Raw genomic sequence first — 24,065 nt, 5'->3', positions numbered from 1 at the left:
TTTGGCTCCTTTCTAAACTATTCTAGTGCCGCAGCACCGCCAACAATCTCTGTGATCTCTGTAGTTATTTGTGCTTGACGAGCTCGATTATAGTGCAGAGACAAGTCAGATATCAAATCATCTGCATTATCGGTCGCACTCTTCATAGCAGTAACTGAAGCAGCATGTTCTGCCGTTTTGGCATCCATCATTGCTCCAAAAATCAAGGATTCGATAAACTGTGGAACAATTGCAGATAATACCTCTTCCGGATTTGGATCCGTAATGTATTCACTTGCAATATGTTCTTCCTCAAGCGTAGTATCCTTTGGAGCTTCAAGAGGTAAAAGTTTTGCACTAGTAAATCTTGAAATCAAAGAATTGACGTGATGGTTATGGCAAACAAAAATTTCATCAAATGTACCTGCTTGGTATAATTGCAAAATTGTTTTAACAATTGGAGTTACATCTTCAACTGTTGGAATATCTGGTAAACCACGATATTCATAAGCAACATCATACCCACGAGTTTTGAAAAATTCTGTACCCGTTGAACCAAGTGAAATAATAGTAAATTTACTTTTATCACCATGATGCTTCTTTTGGAAGATATCCATCATAGCTTTCAAAATATTACTGTTATATCCACCAACTAGTCCACGGTCACTTGTCATGACAACGTACGCTGTCTTTTTTACATCACGAACTTGAAGAACATTATTCAAACTCAATGGATCAGCTGATTTACCACCAGCAGCGATATTTTTGAAAACATCTCCCATTGTTAAGTGTCGAACAATTTCTTCAACTTTGCTTGCATACAGTTGATAAGCCATAGATTGTTTTTCAATACGAGAAAGTTTGGCACCAGAAACCATTTGCATGGCTCTTGTAATTTGACCGGTTTTTTGAGTAGAAGTAATTCTTCGTTTAATGTCCATTAAGGACTCAGCCATAATTCAAACCTCCAGTATTATTTATCTTGCTTATCTGCACTCTTTGAAGCTAAGAAGTTCTTGGTAAATTCATCAATACCAGCCTTCATCTTATCTTCGTCAGGTAGCACACCTTGTTCTTTAATTGTCTTTAAAAGATCAGCATGATTTGCGTTGAAAAATTCAGAAAGTGAGGCTTCATATTCAAGGATATCGTCAACTTCAACTTTATCCAAGAAACCACGTGTTAAGGCAAACAAGATCAATACTTGTTTCTCAACAGGTGCTGGAGCATGCACTGGTTGTTTTAGAACTTCAACAGTTCTACGACCACGAGCTAATTTAGCCTTAGTAGCGTCATCTAGATCAGATCCGAATTGAGCAAATGATTCCAATTCACGATATGAAGATAAGTCCAAACGTAACGTTCCGGCAACCTTCTTCATAGCTTTAATTTGGGCATCCCCACCAACACGAGAAACAGATGCACCAGCATCGATAGCTGGTCTTGTACCTGAATAGAATAAATCACTACTCAAGAAAATCTGTCCATCAGTGATAGAAATAACGTTAGTTGGAATATAAGCTGAAATATCACCGGCTTGTGTTTCGATGATAGGTAAGGCAGTCATAGAACCACCGCCCATATCATCACTCAACTTAGCAGCACGTTCTAGTAAACGTGAGTGCAAGTAGAAAACATCACCAGGATATGCTTCACGCCCAGGTGGTCTACGTAGCAATAGTGATATTTCACGATAAGCATTAGCTTGCTTGCTTAAATCATCATAAACGATTAAAACATGTTTGCCGTTATACATGAAATATTCACCCATTGCAGCACCAGCATATGGTGCAAAGTAAAGCATTGGGGCTGGTTGACTAGGTCCAGCTTCAACAACGATTGTGTAATCCATGGCACCATGTTTTCTCAAAGTTTCAACTTGACTTCTAATAGTTGATTCCTTTTGTCCAATGGCAACATAGACACAAATCATGTCTTGGTCTTTTTGATTAATAATAGTATCAATAGCAATTGATGTTTTACCAGTTTTACGGTCACCGATAATCAATTCACGTTGACCACGTCCGATTGGAACAAGTGAATCAACGGCTTTTAAACCTGTCTGTAAGGGTTCAAAAACTGATTTACGATGCATAACATCAGGTGCAGGAGATTCGATAGGTCTTGTCTTATCTGTCTTGATGTCTCCAAGTCCATCTACTGGTTGACCCAATGAATTTACGACACGTCCAATTAGTTCGTCACCAACAGGAACTTCCATGATACGACCAGTTCTCTTAACTGTATCGCCTTCACGGATTTGTTCGTATTCACCTAAAATGATGATACCAACATCATCACTTTCAAGGTTTTGAGCCACACCAAAAGTACCGTCTTGGAATTCAAGTAATTCACTCGCCATAGCATTTTCAAGGCCATTAGCACGAGCAATACCATCACCAACGTATGTAACTGTACCTACTTCATCAACTGAAAGTTCATTTTTATAGTTCTTTAATTGTTCTTTGATCAATGAACTAATTTCTTCAGTTTTGATGCTCATTCTTTTCACCTCTACTTATTGTTAACTAATAGCAAATTCTTGATGTTTGTATACTTCTTGAGCACACTTCCATCGATAACTTGATCCCCAACACGGATAATGACACCACCGATGATCGAAGGATCTACTATTTTTGTTAAATTTACTTGATTGACTGAAAAACGTTTTTCAACGACGGACTCTAATTTGTCCGTTTGTTCAGCACTCAACTCAATGGTCGAAGTTACAGTAACTTCAACAATACCGTGAGCATCATCACATTTTTTGATGAATTCATCAGCAATTTCCTCGACGCAATCTAGACGACCACGATCAAGCAACATTGACATAAAATCTTGCATCAGTTCTCCAAATTGAGAACTCAATGTTTTCATAATTTTTAATTTATCATCGCGGGAAATCTGACGTCCTGCTAATGCCAAACTCAAAGATGGGTTTTCAACATAAACAGTCTTCAAGGCTTTAAGATCTTCAAGAACTTCATCTAATGAGTTTTGCTCATCAGCGACTTCATAAAGTGCCTTGCTATAACGCTTCCCTACTTGAAATTTACTTAGTTTCATTGTTTGGAGTCAACTCCTTAATATAAGAGTCGATCAGCGACTTTTGATCGTCAGCGTTAAGCTCTTTAGAAATAACCTTTGAGGCAATTTCTAATGACAAGTTTGCAATGTCATTTTGTGCTTCTGACATGGCGTCTTGCTTAGCTTTTTCAGCATCAGTCTTAGCTTTTTGTCTTACACCTTCAGCATCACTATGAGCTTGAGCAACAATGGATTTCTTTTGATCGTCTCCATTTTCCTTTGCTTTGTTAACAATCTCAATAGCTTCTGCACGTGAATTTTTAAGTGCTTCTTCACGCTCTTTGGCTAGTTTATCAGCACGAGCACGTTCTTGATCAGCATAATCCAAATCACCAGTGATTTTATCTGAACGGGCATCCATCATTTTTGTAACGGGACCCCAAGCGTACTTCTTAACTGCTAGCGTTAATAAGATAAAAGAAATAAGAATAAAAAGCATGTCACCTAAAGCTAATTTACCTGCTCCAAGTACTAAAATACCTGCCATATTCTCAACTCCTTCCTTTCCTATAAAACATAAAAAGGCGATTTATAATTTATCGCCAAATTGAGTGTATGTATTATACGAAAAGAATAACGAATGCTATAGCAATAGCAATGATAGGAACAGCTTCAATTAGACCAACACCAATAAACATAGTACCTCTTAATTGACCAGATACTTCGGGTTGACGTGCCATACCTTCAAGTGTTTTTGAGATAACAAGTCCGTTACCAATTGATGCACCAAAAGCTGCTAAACCAGCTGCAATAGCTGCGGCGATTTCTTTCATAATTTAAAATCCTCCAATAAAAGTTATTCTTTTGTCATTTTACGTGAAATATAAACCATTGATAAAGTGGTAAATACATACGCTTGGATGGCTCCAATAAATACTGAGAACCCTTGCCAGATCATTTCAACTGGTATTGCTACCACGAATGATACTGCACCAAAGCTCTTAGCAACAGTTCCAATAAGAGCAAGAAGTACTTCACCAGCGAAAATATTACCGTAAAGACGGAGTGACAACGTTAGAAAGTTAGTAAACTCCTCTAGAAGGTTAACTGGTGTTAAAAACGCAACCGGTCTTGCAAAATTACCTAAGTAACCACCAAATCCGAATTTCTTGACTGAGAAATAATGTGCAAGTAGCAACGAAATCAATGCTAGAGACATCGTAACAATCGGATTGGCCGTTGGTGACTTAACGTAACTATATCCGCCAACTTTAATTTGGAAGATCAAGCCAAGTTGGTTCGAAACAAAGATGAAAAGAAATAAAACAAATGCATAAAGGTTGAATCTCTTACCGGAACCATCCGGAAAGGCTGATTTAACAATACTATTTGTAAAATCGATCATCCATTCCAAAACATTTTGGGCTTTACCCGGTCTCATACTGACTTTTCTCGATAACGAGTATACCAATATGAAAACAAGTACTGCCGCAATTATTGCAGATAAGCAATTTGCAACGTTGAACCGAAGTCCAAAGAGGTCAAAGAACTTATATTTATCATCCAATAATAACCCCCCTTTCTTTCCTTATTGAAATACACATTGATACTTCAAAAATAATAACACTATAAAAAGTTTATTTAAATAGTGAATTATTTATTTTGTACCAAATAATCTGTCACCTGCATCACCAAGACCAGGGAAAATGTAACCACTATCTGTAAGCTTTTCATCAAGTGATGCAGCGTAGATATCAACATCAGGATGTTCTTCTTGAACTGCTTTAACTCCTTCAGGTGCTGCAACTAAAACAACCAAACGCATGTGTTTTGCTCCACGCTTTTTGAGTGCTTCAATTGCCATATTGGCAGAACCACCAGTAGCGAGCATTGGATCAACTATGAACAAATCACGTTGATCGATATCAGAAGGCAATTTTACAAAATATTCATGTGGCTTCAATGTCTTCTCATCACGATACATACCAATATGTCCAACCTTTGCAGCTGGAATAAGTTGAAGAACACCATCAACCATTCCTAAACCAGCTCTTAAGATAGGAATAACAGCCAATTTCTTTCCGGCAATCATCTTTTGAGTTGACTTACCCATTGGTGTTTCAACTTCTACATCTGCTAAAGGTAAGTCGCGGGTAATTTCATAAACCATAAGTTCGGCAATCTCATTGGCAACTTCACGGAAAACTTTTGTTCCAGTGTGTTTACTTCTGATAATTGTAAGTTTGTGTTGAATTAATGGGTGATTTAGTACTTGAAATTTTGACATTATATTTCTCCTTAAATTTTAAAATGTTTTTGACCAGCAGATTTATTCAAACGGTTTCCATAAGCTTCTCCACTGCCTTCTTGAGGAAATCCTTGAGCAAGGATAAATTCTACTTTATCGTTGTCCAATTCTCTCAGTCCAGCGAATAGATGTTTAGAAGCTGAAATAACATCATCCCCCAAAGAAAATTTTTCTAAGTTATCTGGAATTGTTTTCAAAACTGAGTCGGTCGCAAGTATCCCTATATTCTTGGTTTCTTTACTATACTCATTAATCGCATTGGTAAAGTCATCAACATTATCAATGATAACAACCTGAGCATTTGGTGCATAGTGTTTGTATTTCATCCCTGGTGCCTTGGGAATTTCTTCTTGGGTGACTTTATGATGATCACTTCTCACTTCACCTAACACTTCAGTTAGCTGAGATTCAGTAATCATTCCCGGACGCAAAATAGTTGGCACATCAACTGACAAATCAATGACAGTGGATTCAACGCCTATTACCGTTGGACCATCGTCTAAAATTGCAGCAATTTTACCCTTTAAATCATGATAAACGTGTTTAGCCTCAGTTGGACTTGGTTTACCACTAGTGTTTGCAGAAGGTCCAACTATTGGTTTACCAAATGTTTTAATCAAATCTAAAGTAGCTCGATTATTGGGCATTCTGAATGCGGCAGTTTTTAAACCCCCGGTCACTTCTGGAGAAAGCTTTCCAGGTTGAATAGGCATAATAATTGTCAATGGACCTGGCCAAAATTGTTTCATTAATTTACCTGCAATGTCCTGATACTTATTATCTGCATATTGCCAAACCATATCAGGCCCATCTACATGTACAATCAACGGATTATCACTTGGCCGTCCCTTTGCCGCATAAACATTTTTGACAATATCCGGACGAGTAGCGTCAGCACCTAAACCATAAACAGTTTCGGTCGGAAAAGCTACTAATTGACCATCTGCCAAAAAATTTGCTGCAGTCGATATTTGGTCATCTTTTAAAATGACAGTTTCCAACATTACACCTTCTTTCTAAATGCTTTTAAATATCGATAATTTCCACTAATATCCTTATAGAATTCTACCGCATATTCAGGCATGTTTTTATTAAAAATTTGTTGAACTTCATTTTTTTGTCGATATCCGAACTCCATATACAAAATTCCATCTTCATATAAGTAATTAGCTGCCGACTTTGAAATTCTCTCATAAAAGTCTAATCCATCATTTTTACCGTATAAAGCTAAATCTGGTTCAAATTTTTTTACACTTTCATCCATAACATCTTTTTCTGAATAGGCAATATATGGTGGGTTTGAAACAATGATGTTGAACCGTTGAGGTTTAATATCATCAAAAATATCACTTTGCTGAAAATAAACATTATTGGTTTGATAGTTATCAGCGTTCAATTGAGCAACCTTCAACGCACCCTCAGAAATATCACTAGCTAATATTTCATCTTTTGAGAAATTAATTCCTAACGATACTGCAATCGCTCCTGAACCGGTCCCAACATCCAATATAGCTTCTTGCATATTTGGATGGTCGTCAATAATTTTCTGAACCATCTCTTCAGTCTCTTGTCTAGGAATCAAGACGTCAGAATTCACGGTGAAATCACGACCCATGAAATATGCATGACCTAGTATATATTGAACAGGCTCATCATTACTCAATCGAATCAACCCATCTCTAAATCTATGTAAAACCCTACCTGGGACAGGATCATTTCGATGTAATTGTAGCTGCGTATAATTGAAGCCTGACAACTCTTCCATCAAGTACTCAGCATCTTCAGGGAACTTATTTTTTTCTTTCAGCAATAAAAAAGCCCTATCAAGGGCATTAGAATAACTTAGTCTCTCCATTTTGAATTTGCTCCAACTTCTTAGTTTGATCAAAAACAACTAGTGCATCGATGATTTCATCGAGCTCACCATTCATAATCCGATCCAACTTGTTTAAAGAAAGTCCAATACGGTGATCTGTTACTCGGTTTTGCGGGTAATTATAAGTACGAATACGCTCTGATCGGTCACCCGTACCAACAGCTGATTTACGTTGTTCATCATACTCACTTTGGTTTTCTGATTCATAATAATCATATACACGTGAACGCAAAATTTGCATAGCTTTCTCACGATTTTGTTGTTGTGAACGTTGATCCTGCATTGCAACAACGATCCCAGTTGGCAAGTGAGTCATACGTACAGCAGATGAAGTTTTATTAATATGTTGACCACCGGCACCTGATGAACGATAAACATCGACACGAATGTCTTTAGGATCAAGATCTAATTCAACCTCATCATACTCAGGCATAATTGCAACAGTAGCTGTTGAAGTGTGAACACGGCCAGCTGATTCTGTTGATGGAACTCTTTGAACACGATGAGCTCCATTTTCATACTTAAGCTTTGAATAAACTCGGTTACCAGTAATCATAACGGCAACGTCCTTATATCCACCGACCTCAGTCGCATTCTGGTCGATGATTTCAAAACTCCAGCCTTGTTTTTCAGCATATTTAGAATACATTCCCAACAAGTCTGCAGCAAACAAACTGGCTTCATCTCCACCAGCAGCACCACGAATTTCCATAATGATATTTTTGTCATCATTAGGATCCTTGGGCAACATTAAAATAGTGATATCGTGCTCAACTTTTTCAAGTTCTGCTTTTGATTCATTCAATTCGTCTTTTGCCAAAGCTTGCATTTCAGCATCGTCAGTTTCACGAAGAATTTCATCACTATCACTAATGCTTTGTTTTAATTCTTTATATTTCTTGAAAGCAGCAACGACATCTCTCATGTCGGCTTCTTCCTTAGATAATTTCATATATCGTTTAGTATCGTTGATAACTTCTGGATCACTCATTAATTCTTGTAATTCGCTGTATCTATCCAAAAGTCCTTCAAGTTGATCAAAAATTTTATCCACTTTAAGAATCCTTTCTAGTTATCTTTTACCATTGGAGGATGATTGTAATGGCGACGGCAAACTGGGTAGTAAGCTTCATTTCCACCAATTGCAATTTGATCTCCTTCATAGACTGGTTGTCCATCATGCATACGCATATTCATTGTAGCCTTTTTTTTGCAGAACCAGCAGATAGTTTTCATTTCTTCTAGTTTATCAGCATATAGTAGTAAATACTTCGATCCATCAAATAATTCATTACGAAAATCATTTTTAAGACCAAAAGCCATTACTGGTATACCTAAATCATCAACAACTTTCGTTGCTTGAATAACTTGTTGTTTAGTCAAAAATTGACATTCATCAATCAAGATACATGCTGCATCTGTATTCACATCTTTAACAATATCATAAAGATTTGAATCATGTTTTAAAGCAATCGCATCTGCTGACAGACCAATTCGACTCGAAATCTTACCTTCTCCAGATCTAGTATCTAGCACACTAGTCATCAAGATAACTGATTTACCCTGTTCTTTGTAGTTATGAGCAACCTTCAATATTTCTATTGACTTGCCACTGTTCATAGCACCAAATTTAAAAAATAATTGAGCCAAATTTACGCCTCCAAAAATATGTCCTTGAAGATTATACCCAAAACAAACGTTAATTAACACTAACTTTCTGTAAATTGAGGTCAAAATCGTCTAAAATATACTATATATATGCTAATATATTTTTAATAAATAAACTGAGGTTCACTAATGACACTTATATCTAGTTTCGCAACATTAACGGGAAAAACTTCCTATTTTATTTTGAGTAAACTTTTCAACGGTGGTTCTTCATACCCTGGAAAAATTGCTTACAAAATCGATCCCGATATTCTCGCTACTATTGGCAAGAATTATGAATTGATTATTGTCACAGGTACCAATGGTAAAACTTTAACCACTTCATTGATCAACAAAATGTTGGTCCAAAAGTATGACGATGTACTCACGAACCCAACAGGTTCAAACATGATTCAAGGTATTGTAACAAGTTTCATTACCCATCATAAAACTAGCAAGAAGCCTCTTGCAGTTCTGGAAGTTGATGAAGCAAATGTTGAAATTATTTGTCGATACATCAAGCCAAAATATTTTGTCCTAACAAACATTTTCCGTGACCAGATGGATCGCTATGGTGAAATTTATACTACCTATCAGAAAATCTTAAATGGTATCAAACTAGCCCCTGATGCAACCATCATTGCTAACGGTGATGCAGCTATTTTTTCATCAAAAGAATTACCTAATAAGGTTGTTTATTATGGTTTTACTGACAAAGGTTCGGAAGATATTGATATTAAAGCCCCAACCAATACAGATGGTGTTCTTTGTCCTAAATGTAATCACATTTTGCATTATCACAATATTTCTTATGCTAACCTTGGTAGTTATTTCTGTCCTAACTGTGGATTTAAACGTAACAAATTAACTTATCAAGTTACCGATATTTCAACCCTGTTGCCTAATAAAACAGAATTTGAAATCGACAATAACAAGTTTGAAATGAATATAGGTGGTAAATACAATATTTATAATGCTCTGGCGGCCTACGCTATTGCCTCAGAACTTGGAATAACAAAGGAACAAATTGCTAAAGCTTTCTCGTATGACGAAAAAGTTTTCGGTCGTCAAGAAACAATTAAGGTTGGCGACAAAGATGTGAACATCATTCTAGTTAAAAATCCTGTTGGTTTAAATCAAGTCATTGAAACCATTCTCAGTGACAAATCTGACTACAGTCTAGCTTTCTTATTGAATGCAAATTACGCTGATGGTATCGACACAAGTTGGATTTGGGATGCTAATTTCGAAGACTTCAACTTCGACAAGCTTCCACTGGTAATCACTGGTGGCAAGCGTGTCAAAGATGTTACTTATCGTTTCAAGATTGCTGGTCTAAATATGGACAAAAATGTTGAAACTGTTGAGATTGAGGATTTTGTTAAGCAGTTGCCTTCTATTCCTACTGAGAAGATTTATGTTTTGGCTACTTATACTGCGATGATATCATTGAGAAAAACGCTCAGTGATCAAAACTATATCAAGTAGACTTTGGGGTTTGCGTTCGATGCCGTCCTCCGTTAAGTTCCGCTGGGGCGTGGTCGCTGTGAACACGATTTCAAGCCTTCACAAGACCACTGAAGTCTTGAAACTCGGTTTTGTTCTAAACGAGCCCTTTGGCTCGCTAAGAACAATGCCACGGCTTGGCCCCCATCGGAACTTACCTGCGGACTGAACTAGTTTACTACTTGATTTGAAATTCCCCTCAACTATGCGTGCACTATTTCTTTTCTTGTAAGTCAAGATCTTAAAATAATTCAAATGAAGTTATTATCGATATAGGAATTGAAAGGGACAAATCTATTCTTTTGGAATGGATTTGTCCCTTTTTTGTTGAGCTTAAATTGGGTATTTTATTTATCATCTTCAAGAAATGAATTTAGTATTGTTTCTCTTCTTTCTAGAAAAATTTGGTTATGTTCTTTTGGATGTACTCGGTTGGTTAGCACTACCATTGCTGTCTGGCTTTTGCTGTCTAGGGCTATAAAATGACCTGTGTAGCCGGTGTGAAATAGGATGTGACCTGTTTCATCTGGTTTGATGTCCCAGCCTAGTGAGCGTCCTGGTGTTAGATTTGTGTAGTTTTTATATAATGGTTGGTATTTTGTCGTTAACATTATTTTTGCAAATTTCATTGTATCTGCTAGATTGGAGAACATTCCTGCTGATCCACAATGTTGGCCTAATTGTCTGGCTTTGGGGTCGTTTGGAATTCCTGTTAGTATTTGTCCATTTACTTTGTAAGTTGGCGTACAGCGGCTCTCTACTGGGTCAAACGTTGTGTCTTGCAGTTCCCATGGGTCTAATATTTGTTGCTCAATGGCTTTTTGCACTGGCTGCTTATAAATTTTCTCAATGATTAACCCTAATAGAATCATTCCTGTATCTGTGTATTTAACTTTTTTATCAAACGCACCTGTGACTGGTAGGTTCAATAACGCTTTTATTAACTCATCAGAATTCAACTGATCTCTGTTTGGAATATAACCATCAATGCCGGACGTATGAGTTAATAGGTGAAAAATTTCGACTCTGTGATCTTTGAACTCTGGTAGATATTTGTCAACTGGATCATGTAATTTCAATTTTTGTTCATCCATCAATTTCAAAATTAGTGGGACTGTTCCCATTATCTTGGTCAGAGATGCTAAGTCATATAATTCATCCCCTTGTAAACATTCTTTTTGGGGTTGCCATGATTTGTCTCCAATATAATTTGTTTCAATTGACTGTCCGTCAATGAATCCATAGCTTACTCCTGGTACTACTTGTTTATTCACCAAATTTCTAATTTGAGCATCTGTTTCTTCAAATTTTTTCATTATTAATTTTCTCCAACAAAAAAAGACATGCACTGCATGTCTTAAATTATACCAATTTATTTAAATTGCAACATTACCTGCGAATTGACTGTTGTAAAGATCGGCGTAGAATCCGTTCTTAGCCATCAATTCGTCATGGTTACCAGTTTCAACAATCGAGCCTTCATTCATAACGATAATTTTATCAGCGTCACGAATGGTCGAAAGTCTGTGGGCAACAACGAAACTAGTTCTATTTTGAAGAAGTCGTTCCATGGCATGCTGAATGTGGACTTCAGTTCTGGTATCAACAGATGATGTAGCTTCATCAAGGATAAGAATCTCTGGATCAGCTACAAACGCACGAGCAATTGTAATCAATTGACGTTGTCCTTGAGAAATATTTGAAGCTTCCTCATTAAGAACTGTGTCATATCCATCTGGTAATTGACGCACAAACGCATCCACATGGGCTGCTTTAGCTGCAGCATAGATTTCTTCTTCGGAAGCATCTTGATTACTATATTTCAAGTTATCATAGATTGTTCCAGTAAATAGCCATGTATCTTGGAGAACCATTGCATAGTGACTTCTGACATCTTCTCGACTCATATTTCTAATGTCACGGCCATCCAATTTAATCGAACCACCTTTGACATCGTAGAAACGTTCGAGCAAGTTGATGACGGTTGTCTTACCTGCTCCAGTTGGTCCAACGATAGCAATCATTTCACCTGGTTTAACTTCCAAATTGTAATCTTGCATCAACAATGGTTTACCTTCATAACCGAAGTCCATGTGATCCAAAATAACTTTCTTGTCAGTATCAATATCAGGTACATCAACTGAATCATTATTCATTTCAGGCTCATCAATTACTTCAAAAATACGTTCAGCAGAAGCAACTGTAGCTTGAATTGTGTTTGCCAAGTTAGCTAATTGCGTAATTGGTTGTGAAAATTGATTCATGTATTGCAAGAATGCTTGAATATTACCTAATGCAATACCACCATTGGCAACTTGAATACCACCAACCATTGCAATAAAGACATAACCCAGATTATTGATTAATGTCATCAATGGCATAATTATTCCTGAGATCAATTGAGCTTTCCATGATACCTTGTATAAGGTAGCATTTTCGGCGTCAAACTTTGCAAGAGCTTCTTTTTCATGATTGAAACTCTTAACAACAACATGTCCAGCATAATTTTCTTCAACTTGGTTATTTAACAAACCTAGTGACTTTTGTTGTCTAGCAAAGAATTTTTGTGATGAAGGTGCGACAAATCCAACGACGACTAAACTTAGTGGAATTGTTGCTAAGGCAATCAATGTCAGTTGCCAACTAATTGTTAGCATCATCCAGAGAACACCGAAGAAAGTTACCGTACTAGTAACAATCTGCGTGACACTTTGTTGCAAAGTACCCGCGATGTTATCCATATCATTAATTGCACGCGACATAATATCACCATTTGAATGTTCGTCATAATAACTGATCGGCAAACGTCTCATTTTTGATTTTAAGTCACGTCTTAACTTATAAACAGTACGCTGCGAGATACGTGTCATTACGAACTGTTGAATAAAACTAAATAGAGCTGATGCAAGATACATCAAGAATACAATTAAAATAATCTGTTTAATTTTATCAAAATCAATTGGGAACTGATCAACCTTAATACCAGCCTTTTGTTCAGCAACACCTTTCATAAAACCTTTGTAGATTTCAGTAGTTGCTTGACCAAGCACCTTAGGAGTCATAACAGAGAATAATGATGACAATATTGCCAAAATCAATACAATAATAACGCCCCAAATATAAGCTGACATATATGAAGCTAATCGTCGAACAGTTTTCCAGAAATTCTTTGGCTTGTCAGGTTTTGGACCCGCACCAGCAGGACCATGTCCATGACCGCCTGGTCCCATTTTTGGAGACTCAGTAGTAGTTTCTTTGTCTTTAGCCATTATTTGCCTCCCTTATCTGAGACTCAATAATTTCTTGATAAGTCTTGTTATTTTCCTTTAACTCATCATGAGTACCAAGACCTACCATATTACCATTATCAAGAACTAAAATATCGTCTGCATCGGCAACTGTCGAAATACGTTGACCAACAATAACAACGACACTTTCTTGAATTTTTTCATCAGCCTTAAGAGCTGTACGTAAGTTTAAGTCAGTCTTGAAATCAAGAGCTGAGAAAGAATCATCGAAGACATAAACTGATGCGTCTTTAACCAAAGCACGAGCGATAGCCAAACGTTGTTTTTGACCACCAGAGAAGTTATCCCCATCTTGCTCAACTTCAGCGTCCAGTTGTCCTTCAAGCTCTTTGACAAATCCGTCTGCTTGAGCAACTTCAAGTGCATGCCATATTTCATCGTCAGTAGCATCTGCCTTACCATAAAGCATATTGCTCTTGATTGTTCCTTTGAATAAAACAGCTTTCTGAGGAACCATAGATACTTGGCGATTAATATCCTCAGTGTTCAAGGCTTTGACGTCAGTTCCATTAATTCTTACGGTACCGGTTTCTGAATCGTAGAATCTTGGAATCAAATTAATCAAAGTACTCTTACCTGAACCAGTACCACCAATGATAGCAAGTGTTTGACCTTTTTCCATCTTAAAATTGATGTTAGTCAAAGCTAGCTTTTCAGCGCCCAAATATCTAAAGTTAACATCATTAAATTCAAGCGATGCATCACCTTTGATTTTTGCAGGTTTGGCAACTGTATCAATTTGGCTTTCTTTACTGAAAACTTCTTGGATACGTGCAGCTGAAGCTGAAGCACGTGGAATCAAAACAAATATTAATGATAGAATCATAAAACTCATCAATATTTGCATTGCATATGTCATGAAGGCAATCAAATTACCCACTTGCATAGTTTGTTGTGCAATATAATGTGATCCTAACCAAGTAATACCAATGTTGGTACCACTCATGATCAACGTAACAAATGGAACCATCATTGCAACAATTGTATAAACTTTGATAGCATTGTTAGTGTAATCATCATTAGCACCCTTAAAACGATTTTGTTCAAAGCTATCTTGTCTGAAAGCTCTTATGACACGGACACCTGTTAATCCTTCACGGAAAATCAAGTTCAATCTATCTGTCTTTTTCTGCATAGCTTTGAAAAGTGGAACAGCAAAGTACATAACTGTACCAACAACAATAACTAAAGCAGGAATAACAATAATGAAGATTTTTGTCATTTCGGCATTCTTTTGATAAGCCATGACCCCAGCACCAACTAACATAATTGGTGCCATAATCATCATTCTCAGCATCATGACAATAACATTTTGAATCTGCATAACATCATTAGTAGTTCTGGTTGTTAATGATGATGTGTCAAAAGCGTCAAATTCATCATGTGAGAAGAATAAAACTTTTCTAAATAAATCAGAACGTAATTTTTGTCCCAAACCTTGTGAGGCTTTGGAGGCCAAGTACACATTTCCAATCGAAGCAAGTACAGTTAATATAGAAATAAAAATCATTTTTATACCAGCTTGCACAATGTATCCGGTTTGTCCTTTTGCGATACCATTGTTAACGATATCAGATGTGATACTAGGCAAATATAGTGAGACAACAACTTGAACGATCATAAATAAAATCGAACCCGTTACTTGCCAAATATTTAGACGTCCTCGAACTATCTTAAACATTCATTCACTCCCTTTTCGAAGACCTAAAAGGCCATTCTAGTATTAAATCACTTATTGCGATAAAATTCTATATTAATAGAACAAATAAGGTGGACACTCATTGACTAATAAAAATATTCAACCTCAACCATTTACAAGTCTATTTCATATTATAGCCTTTATCATGCTATTTATTGTAGAGCAAATTCCATTATCAATATTAACTTTTACAAAATCTATGTTAGGGAAAAATTATGAGGCTTATCTAAAAATAGCTCCCATAATTTCACTTATATTAATGGCAGTCGCTGGTGCAATACTGTATTTGGTCTTCAAGCGCGCCCAAAAATTTGAAACTAAATCTTTCTCTACAAAAACTTGGATCACCATAATCATTGGAATCTTGGCTGCATTAGCAATCAATTATGGACTGCTACCTTTTATGCACGCACAAAATTCAAACGTGGATGCTTTAACTACCCTGGGACAAAATAGCAAAATATTATTAGTATTTTCAGTCTTAGTTATTTCACCAATTTTTGAAGAAATTTTATTTAGAGGAATCATGATGAACTGGTTCTTCAGTAATCGACCAATTATTTCTATGTTAATTAGTGGAGTTGTCTTTGGATTTGCTCACGCTCCATTTTCTCATAACATGGATTGGATATATGCACTTTCAAAAATACTTTTGGGTATCTTGCTTGCAGTCGTATATTATAGAACTAAAAATATTAAAGCTGATATAACAGTTCATTTCTTAAATAATTTCTTATCAATCGTGCTGGCCATCTAATGGATAATAATCAAAAAAAAGAATTAAATACTTCATTCAATAACACAATCCGAAACATCTTAGTTTATGCCATCTTAAGCATTGTCTTGCTAGCAACCGGAATGGTAACTCACTGGATAATCTTCGAGTATATCGCTTTGGCGGCAGTATTTATTACGATAATTTATGTCATTTACTTAGTATATTTATCCATACTTAAAATCAAGTTAAAAAATGGCCAAAAATAATATTGACACTTATCAACCTTTCAAGGTAAAATAAACGAGTATTGTTTGATTGCCCGTTGGTCAAATGGTTTAAGACGCCACCCTCTCAAGGTGGAGTTATGGGTTCGATTCCCATACGGGTGATATTTTAAGTATTTTATAACATTTTCATTTTTATAAAAGGGCTGTAAACGTTGAGTTTACGGCTTTTTTATTTTTTGCATATTCTAAAGCATTCTAGATTTTTATATAGTTGTCACACAAGTGTCACACAAATCACGCAAAAAAAAGACCCACACCTAAATTAATAGATGTGGTTTTTTATAATTGTTCAAATAAAAAAAGCCCGGCTTGACAACGGCACATGACAAGTTAGGCTTCTGAAATGGGCAAGACTACTGAGCGTTGTAGTCAAGAGATACGAAACATTCAAAACTTAATACAATTTTTTGTTACACATGGATTCGAGCTGTTCACACTTGGCATAGCTATCATTGCCGAGTTATTAATCGCAATTTTTATTCATTAGTCAGCAGTGCGGCAGATGTGGGATTGAGCCCCCGCATCTGCTTTTTTGTGTTTACACAATAACACATACTTTAATTTATATCCAATAAAAAACCACACCTAAATTAATAGATATGGTTAATTCAATATTACTTTTCAGACTTCTTGTTAATTTTTTCAGCAACCTTATCAACAATATTGTCGGTTTTTTCTTTGGCTTGTCCAACCTTTTCTTGAATCTTACCTTTTAGCTCTTTCTTATCATCGTCAGTTGCTTTTCCAACTGTCTCATTAGTTTTTCCTTTAATCATATCTTTTTTGCTATCAGTACTCATATTAACATCTCCTTTTGAATATATTCTTAATGAACCTTTTTTTTGCAATTCATCGCCAGCTTTATCAATACCTTTAGCAGCAACAATAGTTCCTCCTATAAGTACACCTCCGACGATCAATGTACTAACAGCCATGAAAGCAAAAACATTCTTTAATATACCCATGATATGATCCTCCTCAAGCTTTTTTTCTTACTACGAAGGATACAATCAATACAAGAATGATTGCTCCAATCAACGATGGAACGATTGCCATTCCTGCAAGTTGCGGACCCCATGATCCTAATATTCCTTCACCAATGAAGGATCCCACAATACCAGCTATTATGTTAGCAATCCACCCCATAGATTCTCCTCTATTGGTAACTGCGCCAGCGATTGCACCAATAACTGCACCTACTATTAGAACCCATAACCAATGCATAAAATCACTCCTTTTTATATTTATAACTTAGATGCTAATATATTGAGACTATTTTTGCAAATTATACACAAAAAAAGCCCACATCTAAATTAATAGATGTGGGTATTATTTTATTTATAGACCCTATACAAACATATTTTGTAAAAAGCCTTTTTTCTGTTTCTTAAGCAAGTCCAACTTACGTTGATGAAGGGTAATAGTGTCATCAAGTTGTTTGAAGAAGGTACCGATCTTTTGTTGTTCTTCAATACTTGGTACTGAGATAGGCATCTTAGCCATTTGTTTACCTGATACTTCTATAAATGTCGATCCAGCACCATTTATTTCACCGTAATGTTTTAATTCAGAAGTTCGAGAAAATATAAAATAGCTATTAAGCAAGTCTTTGTATGGAACAATTGATTGAAAGCCTTGATTAGTACACCCTTCTTTTGCAAGAATAGCAGTGTTTCCAATACCTGCACGTGATGTAAAGAGCACTGTTCCCACTGGTAATATATGAGCTGAACTTTTTTGTAAACCAAGTCCAGTGATCTTTTTTTGACTTTCATCGATATAAATCTGGTTACCGATTTCAACGGGTGAGTACCAATCAATATCACCGTTCCAGTATTCAGAAACATTAGTGCTTGGAGTTCCACCACCGATAATATCTGCGACTTCTCCCAACTTACGCTGTACCCAAGGATCAGTGAAGCCTTTAAATCTTAATTGCGGATATTTAGCTTGCTTATCCTTCATTATTTTTCCTCCGGTTTAATGTCTAAGGCAATTTGGATGATAAAATCCGTAGTGATTGCTTTTTGTGTAACTACTGCCTTAGCTCTGGCAAGCTAGCGAATTCGTCTTGGTTAGTAGTCACCGTCTTAAACAAATCAAGGATATCATAATTCCGTTAAAGGTGCTAAAGGCGCACTTACACATAGAATTTATTCTATGTTGTTTTAGACCCATTAAAAATCTGTATCAGAAGTCGCCGTTGGCGACAACAAAATCAAACTAATTTACCCAAGTTTTTGAGGGGTTATTTGATAGTTATAGCCCCTAAACAAACATCTTTTGTAGATACCCTTTTTTAAGTTCTTGGAGTTTTTCAAGCTTACGCTGATGAAGATCGATAGTGTCATCTAGCTGTTTAAAGAATGAACCTATTTTTTGTTGCTCTGAATTATTCTGAGGAATCGATAGTTTCAGTTCAGTCAACATGTCCATAACAATGTACGGAATATTTCCTGTACGAGCTTCCTGTTTTATTTTTTTAGGCAGCTTATTTCCAATTTCTGAAAATATAAAACTTCTATCTACTAGAAACTCTTGGAGCACATAAGTTCGTTGATAGGCATTGAACTTATTATCCGCTAAATGCATGTATCCAACTGTTGCTCCATTACCTGCAATTGTAATGGACGGTCCTTCAAACGCTGCTACATCGATCCTATATTTTTTAATTCCAGAAGTATAAAAATCATACTTGCCATTTTCAACCATTGCATTTGCATCTAATTTCCCGGTGCTTATTTTAGTAATATCTCCTAACTTACGCTGTTCCCAAGCGTCAGCAAACCCTGCAAATCTTAATCGTGGGAACTTGCTACCATTTTTAGGGAACAGTTTCTGCAAATAGCCCTGTTTAAGTTCCTTAAGCTTAGCTAACTTACGCTGATGAAGGGTGATGAGGTGGTCAAGTTGTTTGAAGAAGGTGCCGATTTTTTGTTGTTCATCTAAGTTAGGAACTAAAACTGATTGCTTCAAAAAATCCTTAGAGACCAAATTATTCATCATAGTCGCTTTTGTAGTAGACATTCTCAATTTTTGTCCCATAATATCTTCATAATGAATAAAATATTTCCAATAGTTCAAGTCATACTCCGATATAGGCCTAAAAACATCAAAAACATGAGAAACAATTCCGTCACCTATGGTATTTTCAACGAAGCGTCCATAAGCAAAGTTCTTGCTTTTATGGCCTTCAAAAGCAATATCACCTAGACGGAAAATGTTATACGTCTCCATATATTTTTCATCTGACTTCGAATCATTAGGTTTATAATACATATTTGCTACCGAAATTATTCGGTCTGATTCAAAAGATAAATCATTTTTTTCAATGACCTTCTTATACAAAGTCTTAAACGAACGCTGTACCCAAGGATCAGTGAAGCCTTTAAATCTTAATTGCGGATATTTAGCTTGCTTATCCTTCATTATTTTTCCTCCGGTTTAATGTCTAAGGCAATTTGGATGATAAAATCCGTAGTGATTGCTTTTTGTGTAACTACTGCCTTAGCTCTGGCAAGCTAGCGAATTCGTCTTGGTTAGTAGTCACCGTCTTAAACAAATCAAGGATATCATAATTCCGTTAAGAGGTCTAAAGGCACACTTATACCATATAAAAACAAATAGCCCCCAATATCTACATTATAGATATTGGAGGCTATTCTCTCAATGTTTTTGAGGGGTTATTTTGTAACCTTTTATCCCTTGAATCCAGAACCTTGCTGAAATTTAACTGGGATATATTCATCTGTGGATACTTGGTAGCACCAGCCAACGTTAGGTACCTTAAATAGTTCTTCACCGGTTGCCCATGAAGTGCCACCTTTAAATACTTGGTTGCTGTCTTTTATGCTTTGACCTTTAGAATTGTATGCATTAACTCCGTAACCGTCTAAATAGTTAATAACAATCTTGCCCGCCTTGTCAGTGACAGACTGTGGAATGTAAGTATCATTGCCGATTTTAAAGTATGCTTTTTTATCACGTACTAGAATATCAGCTGATTGCCATGCCGTGCCACTAAGGATATCAGTCCCAATATGAGGAACGCCTTTGCTACTTGTTGTGGTAAATGCTTTGAAGTAGTCAGCTGTCACAGTCACCACATTATTAATAGTGGCTTTCTTCTCTGGTTCGGGCTCGTCATCAAATCCGTTTGCAAGGTCATATGCTAACTGTGATTTAGTGATACCCATGCTTGCAAAGTAAGGATAAGGGTCAACGTGGTCGCCGCCAAAATTATTAGTTACCCATTGATGTGTCTTGATTCCATTGCCACCACTATCCAGAGTGAGTGGGATACCGTAAGCATTAGCGTAGTAGCGAGTTACTTCCACATACAACCGATAGGCTTCTCTAAATTGTTGCTTGTCTCCTGTTCTTGCAAACTCAATTTGTACGGGTGCATACGGGTTGGCTGTTAACGCTCCCCACGATACATAGCCTGGTTCACCAATTTGGTAAACTTGAGCCTTGCTATCCATATAACCTACGAAAAACTGGACGTAAGCATTGCCATAATTGTTGTGCATAAACTGTACTTCATGTAGTAACGCTTGTGGATCTCGCTTGTCGTTATTATTACCTGATTCGTGGAGGATAATAAAACGGTTAGAAGCTAGCCGTGTATCACCTTGGTAATCGCCTAGTGCGTATGTCTTATTAATGATATTAGGATTAAACATATTCTATCCTTTCATATCCAGATTTTTTTGTTCTTTAGTTGGTTTCCACTCGGTAGAATATCCACCAGCAACACCTTTGATACCAGTGAATAATCCTGCTGTGGAAGCACCAACTAGGAAACCAGCAAGGCAAGCCTTACCTAGTTCTTGCTCGTGGAAAATCAATCCAATAATCAATCCAGAAAAAATACCCACAGCCATTGCGATAAATGGCATGTAGGTATTTTTAATTTTAGTTTGTTTTAATGCTTGAGTAATTGCGTAAACAATCACCGCCATAATGACTAACTCCGCTGAGTTAATCAAGTTCATTCCCATAATATAATCCATTAATTTTCACTCTCCCAATCTTGAAATTTACTATTCAAGGCACTCATTTGCCTTGTTAGTTGATCAATGATTTTACTTTGTTCATCAATTTTCGCATTTAGTTTTATAACTTGTTCTTTCAACTCGTCCCGTTCATCAGTTATCTTATCTAATCTATCCCACATGATATCAGTGTGTTCAGCGTATACAGATTCATTTGAACTAGTGTTCTTTAACTTCTGTCCCCAAACACCAAACACACCCGACACGATAGCGCCACCGATAGCCGAGATAATAATCTTCAGCGTATCGTTCAATGTGATACGCCCCAAACGGATTCGACCATCACACGCAACACTATGAAACCTGTGATGATAGTTGTGTATCTGGGGATAGTAAAAGAACCAACTATATCATGTAGTAAAAAGATTATGAAATAGAAGGTCCAAATAAATAGAAGTGTAAATGTAACGACTGCCTTGTTTGCTTCCGTAAAGTGTTTGGACAATGATATGAGTGTGACATAGAATCCCACAATCATTAACACGATAGCAAACGGTGGGTCATCAACAAGTTTGACGAATACGGGCATGTGCGGAGGTTGATCAATAAAATTATTTTCTAACCCGAACAACATTCCTAGGATAAAAGTCTCCAATCCTGTGATAGTCCAGAACCTGTTCTCTCGCACGTATTTCATGTCGTCACCTTCTTTAGTAGACTTCTACAGAATCAATGAGTGGCAATACAGTGTAATTAGCAGAGCCCATATGTTGCCATAGATATCCATATCCAAACGTAATTTCTACGGTAATGTCTTCTAAAATGATCTATTTTTTCTTTCATATATGTCCACCGCTATACCACATCTTTTTGATTTACATATTCATTTGTAGAAATCCTTAAGCCATAAATGGTGTTACCATTATTATCAATACCACTAATAGAAGCGTCTACATGGAAAGTGCCACTAACTGATCTAGAAACATTTTGTAGACAATCATTATATAATCTTGGATTTGAGGCTGAAATAGTTACATCATTATAATTACCCTTGATAACTTTAGTCACATCATAACCTTTGATCCATTCATCAGTTGAAATTTGATAATAGTCTTCTCCGTTATAAGTTCCATAGTGTGACACCTGGAAATCTTGTCCTGCTGATATCGTTCTGCCAGGCACTCCTGATTTACTAATAACTTTTGAATCTCTAATAACACCAACTTTTTCCAGGTTAGAACTAGTTGCGTTTATTCCAGTAATAACAGTTGTACCAGTATTTCCTCCAGTATTTCCAGTTGTACCAGTATTTCCTCCACTACTTCCAGTTGTCGTATCACGACTATCAATATATTCATTTGTAGAAATTCTATATGCTGTAATATCTCCATAAGTCATAACCATATCAGCAGGATATGGGACCACAGTTAGAGATCTAGATACATCCTTGCCACAGCTATTATAAAGACGTGGTGATGTCGAAGAAGGTGTAACTGTAATAATCTTTGGTGTTACATACGTCACCTCATTTGAATACACCCATTCGTTTGTGGATACACGATAGACAGTTTTATTGTTTAAAATAGCTGAGATATCTGTTGCAAAATTTTCTCCACTATCTAAAGTACGTGAAACGGTCCCATTTCCAAGGTATGCAGTTACTGTACTTGGTATACCAACGAAAGAACCTGATGGTAATGACTGTTTATTAGTAACTTCTCCATCGCCGTTCAACTTCTTTAGCATTGCATCGATTTCATCTCTAGTATAATAATTTAATAATTGATCTTTAGTTACTATGTTATTCTTAGCAATCTGATCAGTAATATTATCAATTGCTTGTTTCAATCCATCATATTTATCAGTTGCTTCTTTTGAAATATCATTAAAGTAATTGATTGTATTTTTTACTTTTTCATCGACTTGAGAACTAAAAGGATCGCTGCCAATATTCAAATTATAAAAATCATTCGGTAAAACGTCTAAATTAAAATTGATTGTCGCAATAACTTGATCCTTGTTCTTAACCTCAATTACACAGCGTTTGTACTGTCCAGCAGTTGCCATCGCCTGTGAAGATAATGCAATCACAACTCTTCCTGCTTGCCACGTATCGCTTTGGTCTGCAGAAATTACTTTGATCTTATCTCCAGCATCTAAGCCATATAATGTTACAGATGAGTTATCCTTATCTAACTGATGAGGTTGGTTACCATCATAAAACCATAATTTCAATTGTGGACCATTTTCACCCTGTCTAAACCGCTTATTGAATGAATATGTAACTAGATCTACTTTATTTAAATCAATTTTGATATATCCATCTTTAGTGATATCAGGAGTTACTGGCAACCAAGTATCTTGATCCAAGATATCTTTAATATTTTCGTCCATTTATTTTTCCTCCTTGTAAATAAAAAGACTGGTATCAAGTTCGTTAATAAAATCATCAACGGCTTGCCAGTCCTTATTAAATATTTCTATATATGTTTTGTTTAATTCTAACTGCTTAGGTATTTCTAGATAAATATGTTTGAACTCATCATGAGTCACTAAATTAGCAACTCCTGCTTCGTTTAACATATCTATAGTGTTGTTCAATACTTCATTTAATAATTGATAATTATCATATGAATTATTGTATAATTTCACATCATCAAAACTATTTGTCAATAGCGGAATAAAAATGCAGGTTTATAGCGGTTAAAAATGT

At 36.2% G+C, this 24,065-nt stretch carries 27 protein-coding genes and 1 tRNA gene; 4 read left to right on the top strand and 24 right to left on the bottom strand.

Features of this window, described 5'->3' with window-relative positions; translation table 11 throughout:
- Positions 1 to 17: 17 nt before the first annotated feature.
- From ABM34_RS01650 to ABM34_RS01600, 11 genes are all read right to left on the bottom strand, one after another.
- On the bottom strand, positions 18 to 935 hold the full coding sequence (locus ABM34_RS01650; RefSeq protein WP_048702670.1) for a F0F1 ATP synthase subunit gamma: 918 nt from the start codon (positions 933 to 935) through the stop codon (positions 18 to 20).
- A 17-nt stretch (positions 936 to 952) separates the two neighbouring features.
- Positions 953 to 2,482: a F0F1 ATP synthase subunit alpha gene (gene atpA, locus ABM34_RS01645; RefSeq protein ID WP_048702669.1), complete on the bottom strand. Its 1,530-nt coding sequence runs from the start codon at positions 2,480 to 2,482 to the stop codon at positions 953 to 955.
- Between the two features lie 11 nt (positions 2,483 to 2,493).
- Positions 2,494 to 3,045, bottom strand: a complete 552-nt coding sequence (atpH, locus tag ABM34_RS01640; RefSeq protein WP_048702668.1) for an ATP synthase F1 subunit delta — start codon at positions 3,043 to 3,045, stop codon at positions 2,494 to 2,496.
- Positions 3,032 to 3,553 carry a F0F1 ATP synthase subunit B gene (atpF, locus tag ABM34_RS01635; protein WP_048702667.1) on the bottom strand — a complete coding sequence of 174 codons (522 nt, stop codon included), beginning with the start codon at positions 3,551 to 3,553 and terminating at the stop codon, positions 3,032 to 3,034. The genes atpH and atpF overlap by 14 nt, the downstream gene beginning before the upstream one ends.
- A gap of 73 nt (positions 3,554 to 3,626) precedes the next feature.
- Positions 3,627 to 3,839 carry a F0F1 ATP synthase subunit C gene (atpE, locus tag ABM34_RS01630; RefSeq protein ID WP_048702666.1) on the bottom strand — a complete coding sequence of 71 codons (213 nt, stop codon included), beginning with the start codon at positions 3,837 to 3,839 and terminating at the stop codon, positions 3,627 to 3,629.
- A 23-nt stretch (positions 3,840 to 3,862) separates the two neighbouring features.
- The gene (gene atpB, locus ABM34_RS01625; protein WP_048702665.1) at positions 3,863 to 4,573 is read right to left on the bottom strand and encodes a F0F1 ATP synthase subunit A; all 711 of its coding nucleotides are present in this window, start codon (positions 4,571 to 4,573) and stop codon (positions 3,863 to 3,865) included.
- A gap of 90 nt (positions 4,574 to 4,663) precedes the next feature.
- Positions 4,664 to 5,293 (bottom strand): uracil phosphoribosyltransferase, encoded by a 630-nt coding sequence (gene upp, locus ABM34_RS01620; RefSeq protein ID WP_048702664.1) that lies wholly within the window; start codon positions 5,291 to 5,293, stop codon positions 4,664 to 4,666.
- 11 nt (positions 5,294 to 5,304) lie between these two features.
- A complete protein-coding gene (locus ABM34_RS01615; protein WP_048706311.1) occupies positions 5,305 to 6,315 on the bottom strand; it encodes an L-threonylcarbamoyladenylate synthase in 1,011 nt (336 codons plus the stop codon).
- Positions 6,316 to 6,317: 2 nt separating this feature from the next.
- Positions 6,318 to 7,169, bottom strand: a complete 852-nt coding sequence (gene prmC / locus ABM34_RS01610; protein WP_048702663.1) for a peptide chain release factor N(5)-glutamine methyltransferase — start codon at positions 7,167 to 7,169, stop codon at positions 6,318 to 6,320.
- Complete coding sequence (gene prfA / locus ABM34_RS01605) at positions 7,147 to 8,244, bottom strand: peptide chain release factor 1 (RefSeq protein WP_048702662.1); 1,098 nt, start codon at positions 8,242 to 8,244, stop codon at positions 7,147 to 7,149. Before prfA ends, prmC begins: the two co-directional genes overlap by 23 nt.
- Before the next feature lie 14 nt (positions 8,245 to 8,258).
- Positions 8,259 to 8,840 carry a thymidine kinase gene (locus tag ABM34_RS01600; protein ID WP_048702661.1) on the bottom strand — a complete coding sequence of 194 codons (582 nt, stop codon included), beginning with the start codon at positions 8,838 to 8,840 and terminating at the stop codon, positions 8,259 to 8,261.
- A 147-nt stretch (positions 8,841 to 8,987) separates the two neighbouring features.
- Between ABM34_RS01600 and ABM34_RS01595 the strand changes: the two genes are divergently transcribed.
- The gene (locus tag ABM34_RS01595; protein ID WP_048702660.1) at positions 8,988 to 10,325 is read left to right on the top strand and encodes a Mur ligase family protein; all 1,338 of its coding nucleotides are present in this window, start codon (positions 8,988 to 8,990) and stop codon (positions 10,323 to 10,325) included.
- A 365-nt stretch (positions 10,326 to 10,690) separates the two neighbouring features.
- On the opposite strand, the gene ABM34_RS01590 is transcribed toward ABM34_RS01595, so the two are convergent.
- From ABM34_RS01590 to ABM34_RS01580, 3 genes are read right to left on the bottom strand one after another with little or no spacing between them, the layout of a single operon-like run.
- A complete protein-coding gene (locus ABM34_RS01590; protein ID WP_048702659.1) occupies positions 10,691 to 11,659 on the bottom strand; it encodes a serine hydrolase domain-containing protein in 969 nt (322 codons plus the stop codon).
- 60 nt (positions 11,660 to 11,719) lie between these two features.
- Positions 11,720 to 13,612 carry an ABC transporter ATP-binding protein gene (locus tag ABM34_RS01585; protein ID WP_048702658.1) on the bottom strand — a complete coding sequence of 631 codons (1,893 nt, stop codon included), beginning with the start codon at positions 13,610 to 13,612 and terminating at the stop codon, positions 11,720 to 11,722.
- Positions 13,605 to 15,332, bottom strand: a complete 1,728-nt coding sequence (locus tag ABM34_RS01580; protein ID WP_048702657.1) for an ABC transporter ATP-binding protein — start codon at positions 15,330 to 15,332, stop codon at positions 13,605 to 13,607. The genes ABM34_RS01585 and ABM34_RS01580 overlap by 8 nt, the downstream gene beginning before the upstream one ends.
- A 100-nt stretch (positions 15,333 to 15,432) precedes the next feature.
- Between ABM34_RS01580 and ABM34_RS01575 the strand changes: the two genes are divergently transcribed.
- The 3 genes from ABM34_RS01575 to ABM34_RS01565 all read left to right on the top strand — a co-directional run bounded on the left by ABM34_RS01575 (position 15,433) and on the right by ABM34_RS01565 (position 16,457).
- On the top strand, positions 15,433 to 16,107 hold the full coding sequence (locus tag ABM34_RS01575; RefSeq protein ID WP_048702656.1) for a CPBP family intramembrane glutamic endopeptidase: 675 nt from the start codon (positions 15,433 to 15,435) through the stop codon (positions 16,105 to 16,107).
- Positions 16,107 to 16,334, top strand: coding sequence for a hypothetical protein (locus ABM34_RS01570; RefSeq protein WP_048702655.1), 228 nt, complete (start codon positions 16,107 to 16,109; stop codon positions 16,332 to 16,334). The genes ABM34_RS01575 and ABM34_RS01570 overlap by 1 nt, the downstream gene beginning before the upstream one ends.
- Positions 16,335 to 16,384: 50 nt before the next feature.
- Positions 16,385 to 16,457: transfer RNA gene (locus tag ABM34_RS01565), tRNA-Glu, on the top strand.
- Positions 16,458 to 16,969: 512 nt separating this feature from the next.
- Here the strand turns inward: ABM34_RS01565 and ABM34_RS13570 are convergent.
- The 10 genes from ABM34_RS13570 to ABM34_RS13130 form a co-directional block, all read right to left on the bottom strand.
- Positions 16,970 to 17,320 (bottom strand): CsbD family protein, encoded by a 351-nt coding sequence (locus ABM34_RS13570; RefSeq protein WP_417924677.1) that lies wholly within the window; start codon positions 17,318 to 17,320, stop codon positions 16,970 to 16,972.
- Between the two features lie 13 nt (positions 17,321 to 17,333).
- On the bottom strand, positions 17,334 to 17,579 hold the full coding sequence (locus ABM34_RS01555; RefSeq protein WP_029606488.1) for a GlsB/YeaQ/YmgE family stress response membrane protein: 246 nt from the start codon (positions 17,577 to 17,579) through the stop codon (positions 17,334 to 17,336).
- Positions 17,580 to 17,702: 123 nt separating this feature from the next.
- The gene (locus ABM34_RS01550) at positions 17,703 to 18,320 is read right to left on the bottom strand and encodes a restriction endonuclease subunit S (RefSeq protein WP_048702654.1); all 618 of its coding nucleotides are present in this window, start codon (positions 18,318 to 18,320) and stop codon (positions 17,703 to 17,705) included.
- A 303-nt stretch (positions 18,321 to 18,623) separates the two neighbouring features.
- Complete coding sequence (locus ABM34_RS01545) at positions 18,624 to 19,784, bottom strand: restriction endonuclease subunit S (RefSeq protein WP_048702653.1); 1,161 nt, start codon at positions 19,782 to 19,784, stop codon at positions 18,624 to 18,626.
- A gap of 269 nt (positions 19,785 to 20,053) precedes the next feature.
- Positions 20,054 to 21,040 (bottom strand): peptidoglycan recognition protein family protein, encoded by a 987-nt coding sequence (locus ABM34_RS12900; protein WP_053084439.1) that lies wholly within the window; start codon positions 21,038 to 21,040, stop codon positions 20,054 to 20,056.
- Positions 21,041 to 21,043: 3 nt separating this feature from the next.
- On the bottom strand, positions 21,044 to 21,370 hold the full coding sequence (locus tag ABM34_RS01535; RefSeq protein WP_048702652.1) for a hypothetical protein: 327 nt from the start codon (positions 21,368 to 21,370) through the stop codon (positions 21,044 to 21,046).
- Complete coding sequence (locus tag ABM34_RS01530) at positions 21,370 to 21,666, bottom strand: hypothetical protein (protein ID WP_048702651.1); 297 nt, start codon at positions 21,664 to 21,666, stop codon at positions 21,370 to 21,372. Before ABM34_RS01530 ends, ABM34_RS01535 begins: the two co-directional genes overlap by 1 nt.
- A complete protein-coding gene (locus tag ABM34_RS01525) occupies positions 21,663 to 22,049 on the bottom strand; it encodes a hypothetical protein (RefSeq protein ID WP_048702650.1) in 387 nt (128 codons plus the stop codon). The genes ABM34_RS01530 and ABM34_RS01525 overlap by 4 nt, the downstream gene beginning before the upstream one ends.
- A 158-nt stretch (positions 22,050 to 22,207) precedes the next feature.
- Complete coding sequence (locus ABM34_RS01520) at positions 22,208 to 23,746, bottom strand: BppU family phage baseplate upper protein (protein WP_048702649.1); 1,539 nt, start codon at positions 23,744 to 23,746, stop codon at positions 22,208 to 22,210.
- Positions 23,747 to 24,004: a hypothetical protein gene (locus ABM34_RS13130; protein WP_157023190.1), complete on the bottom strand. Its 258-nt coding sequence runs from the start codon at positions 24,002 to 24,004 to the stop codon at positions 23,747 to 23,749. It abuts the gene before it with no gap.
- Between the last annotated feature and the right edge of the window lie 61 nt (positions 24,005 to 24,065).

Source organism: Companilactobacillus ginsenosidimutans (genome assembly GCF_001050475.1).
In the GTDB taxonomy this organism is placed as follows: Bacteria; Bacillota; Bacilli; order Lactobacillales; family Lactobacillaceae; genus Companilactobacillus; species Companilactobacillus ginsenosidimutans.
The sequence above is the reverse complement of the archived record's forward strand: the minus strand, read 5'-3'. Positions and strand labels throughout refer to the sequence as shown.

Bases quoted from the DNA above. Each gene is read 5' to 3' on its own strand.
- ABM34_RS01650 (WP_048702670.1), bottom strand. From the start codon at position 935: ATGGCTGAGTCCTTAATGGACATTAAACGAAGAATTACTTCTACTCAA.
- atpA (WP_048702669.1), bottom strand. From the start codon at position 2,482: ATGAGCATCAAAACTGAAGAAATTAGTTCATTGATCAAAGAACAATTA.
- atpH (WP_048702668.1), bottom strand. From the start codon at position 3,045: ATGAAACTAAGTAAATTTCAAGTAGGGAAGCGTTATAGCAAGGCACTT.
- atpF (WP_048702667.1), bottom strand. From the start codon at position 3,553: ATGGCAGGTATTTTAGTACTTGGAGCAGGTAAATTAGCTTTAGGTGAC.
- atpE (WP_048702666.1), bottom strand. From the start codon at position 3,839: ATGAAAGAAATCGCCGCAGCTATTGCAGCTGGTTTAGCAGCTTTTGGT.
- upp (WP_048702664.1), bottom strand. From the start codon at position 5,293: ATGTCAAAATTTCAAGTACTAAATCACCCATTAATTCAACACAAACTT.
- prmC (WP_048702663.1), bottom strand. From the start codon at position 7,169: ATGGAGAGACTAAGTTATTCTAATGCCCTTGATAGGGCTTTTTTATTG.
- ABM34_RS01595 (WP_048702660.1), top strand. From the start codon at position 8,988: ATGACACTTATATCTAGTTTCGCAACATTAACGGGAAAAACTTCCTAT.
- ABM34_RS01590 (WP_048702659.1), bottom strand. From the start codon at position 11,659: ATGAAAAAATTTGAAGAAACAGATGCTCAAATTAGAAATTTGGTGAAT.
- ABM34_RS01585 (WP_048702658.1), bottom strand. From the start codon at position 13,612: ATGGCTAAAGACAAAGAAACTACTACTGAGTCTCCAAAAATGGGACCA.
- ABM34_RS01580 (WP_048702657.1), bottom strand. From the start codon at position 15,332: ATGTTTAAGATAGTTCGAGGACGTCTAAATATTTGGCAAGTAACGGGT.
- ABM34_RS01570 (WP_048702655.1), top strand. From the start codon at position 16,107: ATGGATAATAATCAAAAAAAAGAATTAAATACTTCATTCAATAACACA.
- ABM34_RS13570 (WP_417924677.1), bottom strand. From the start codon at position 17,320: ATGGGTATATTAAAGAATGTTTTTGCTTTCATGGCTGTTAGTACATTG.
- ABM34_RS01555 (WP_029606488.1), bottom strand. From the start codon at position 17,579: ATGCATTGGTTATGGGTTCTAATAGTAGGTGCAGTTATTGGTGCAATC.
- ABM34_RS01550 (WP_048702654.1), bottom strand. From the start codon at position 18,320: ATGAAGGATAAGCAAGCTAAATATCCGCAATTAAGATTTAAAGGCTTC.
- ABM34_RS01545 (WP_048702653.1), bottom strand. From the start codon at position 19,784: ATGAAGGATAAGCAAGCTAAATATCCGCAATTAAGATTTAAAGGCTTC.
- ABM34_RS12900 (WP_053084439.1), bottom strand. From the start codon at position 21,040: ATGTTTAATCCTAATATCATTAATAAGACATACGCACTAGGCGATTAC.
- ABM34_RS01535 (WP_048702652.1), bottom strand. From the start codon at position 21,370: ATGGATTATATTATGGGAATGAACTTGATTAACTCAGCGGAGTTAGTC.
- ABM34_RS01525 (WP_048702650.1), bottom strand. From the start codon at position 22,049: ATGAAATACGTGCGAGAGAACAGGTTCTGGACTATCACAGGATTGGAG.
- ABM34_RS01520 (WP_048702649.1), bottom strand. From the start codon at position 23,746: ATGGACGAAAATATTAAAGATATCTTGGATCAAGATACTTGGTTGCCA.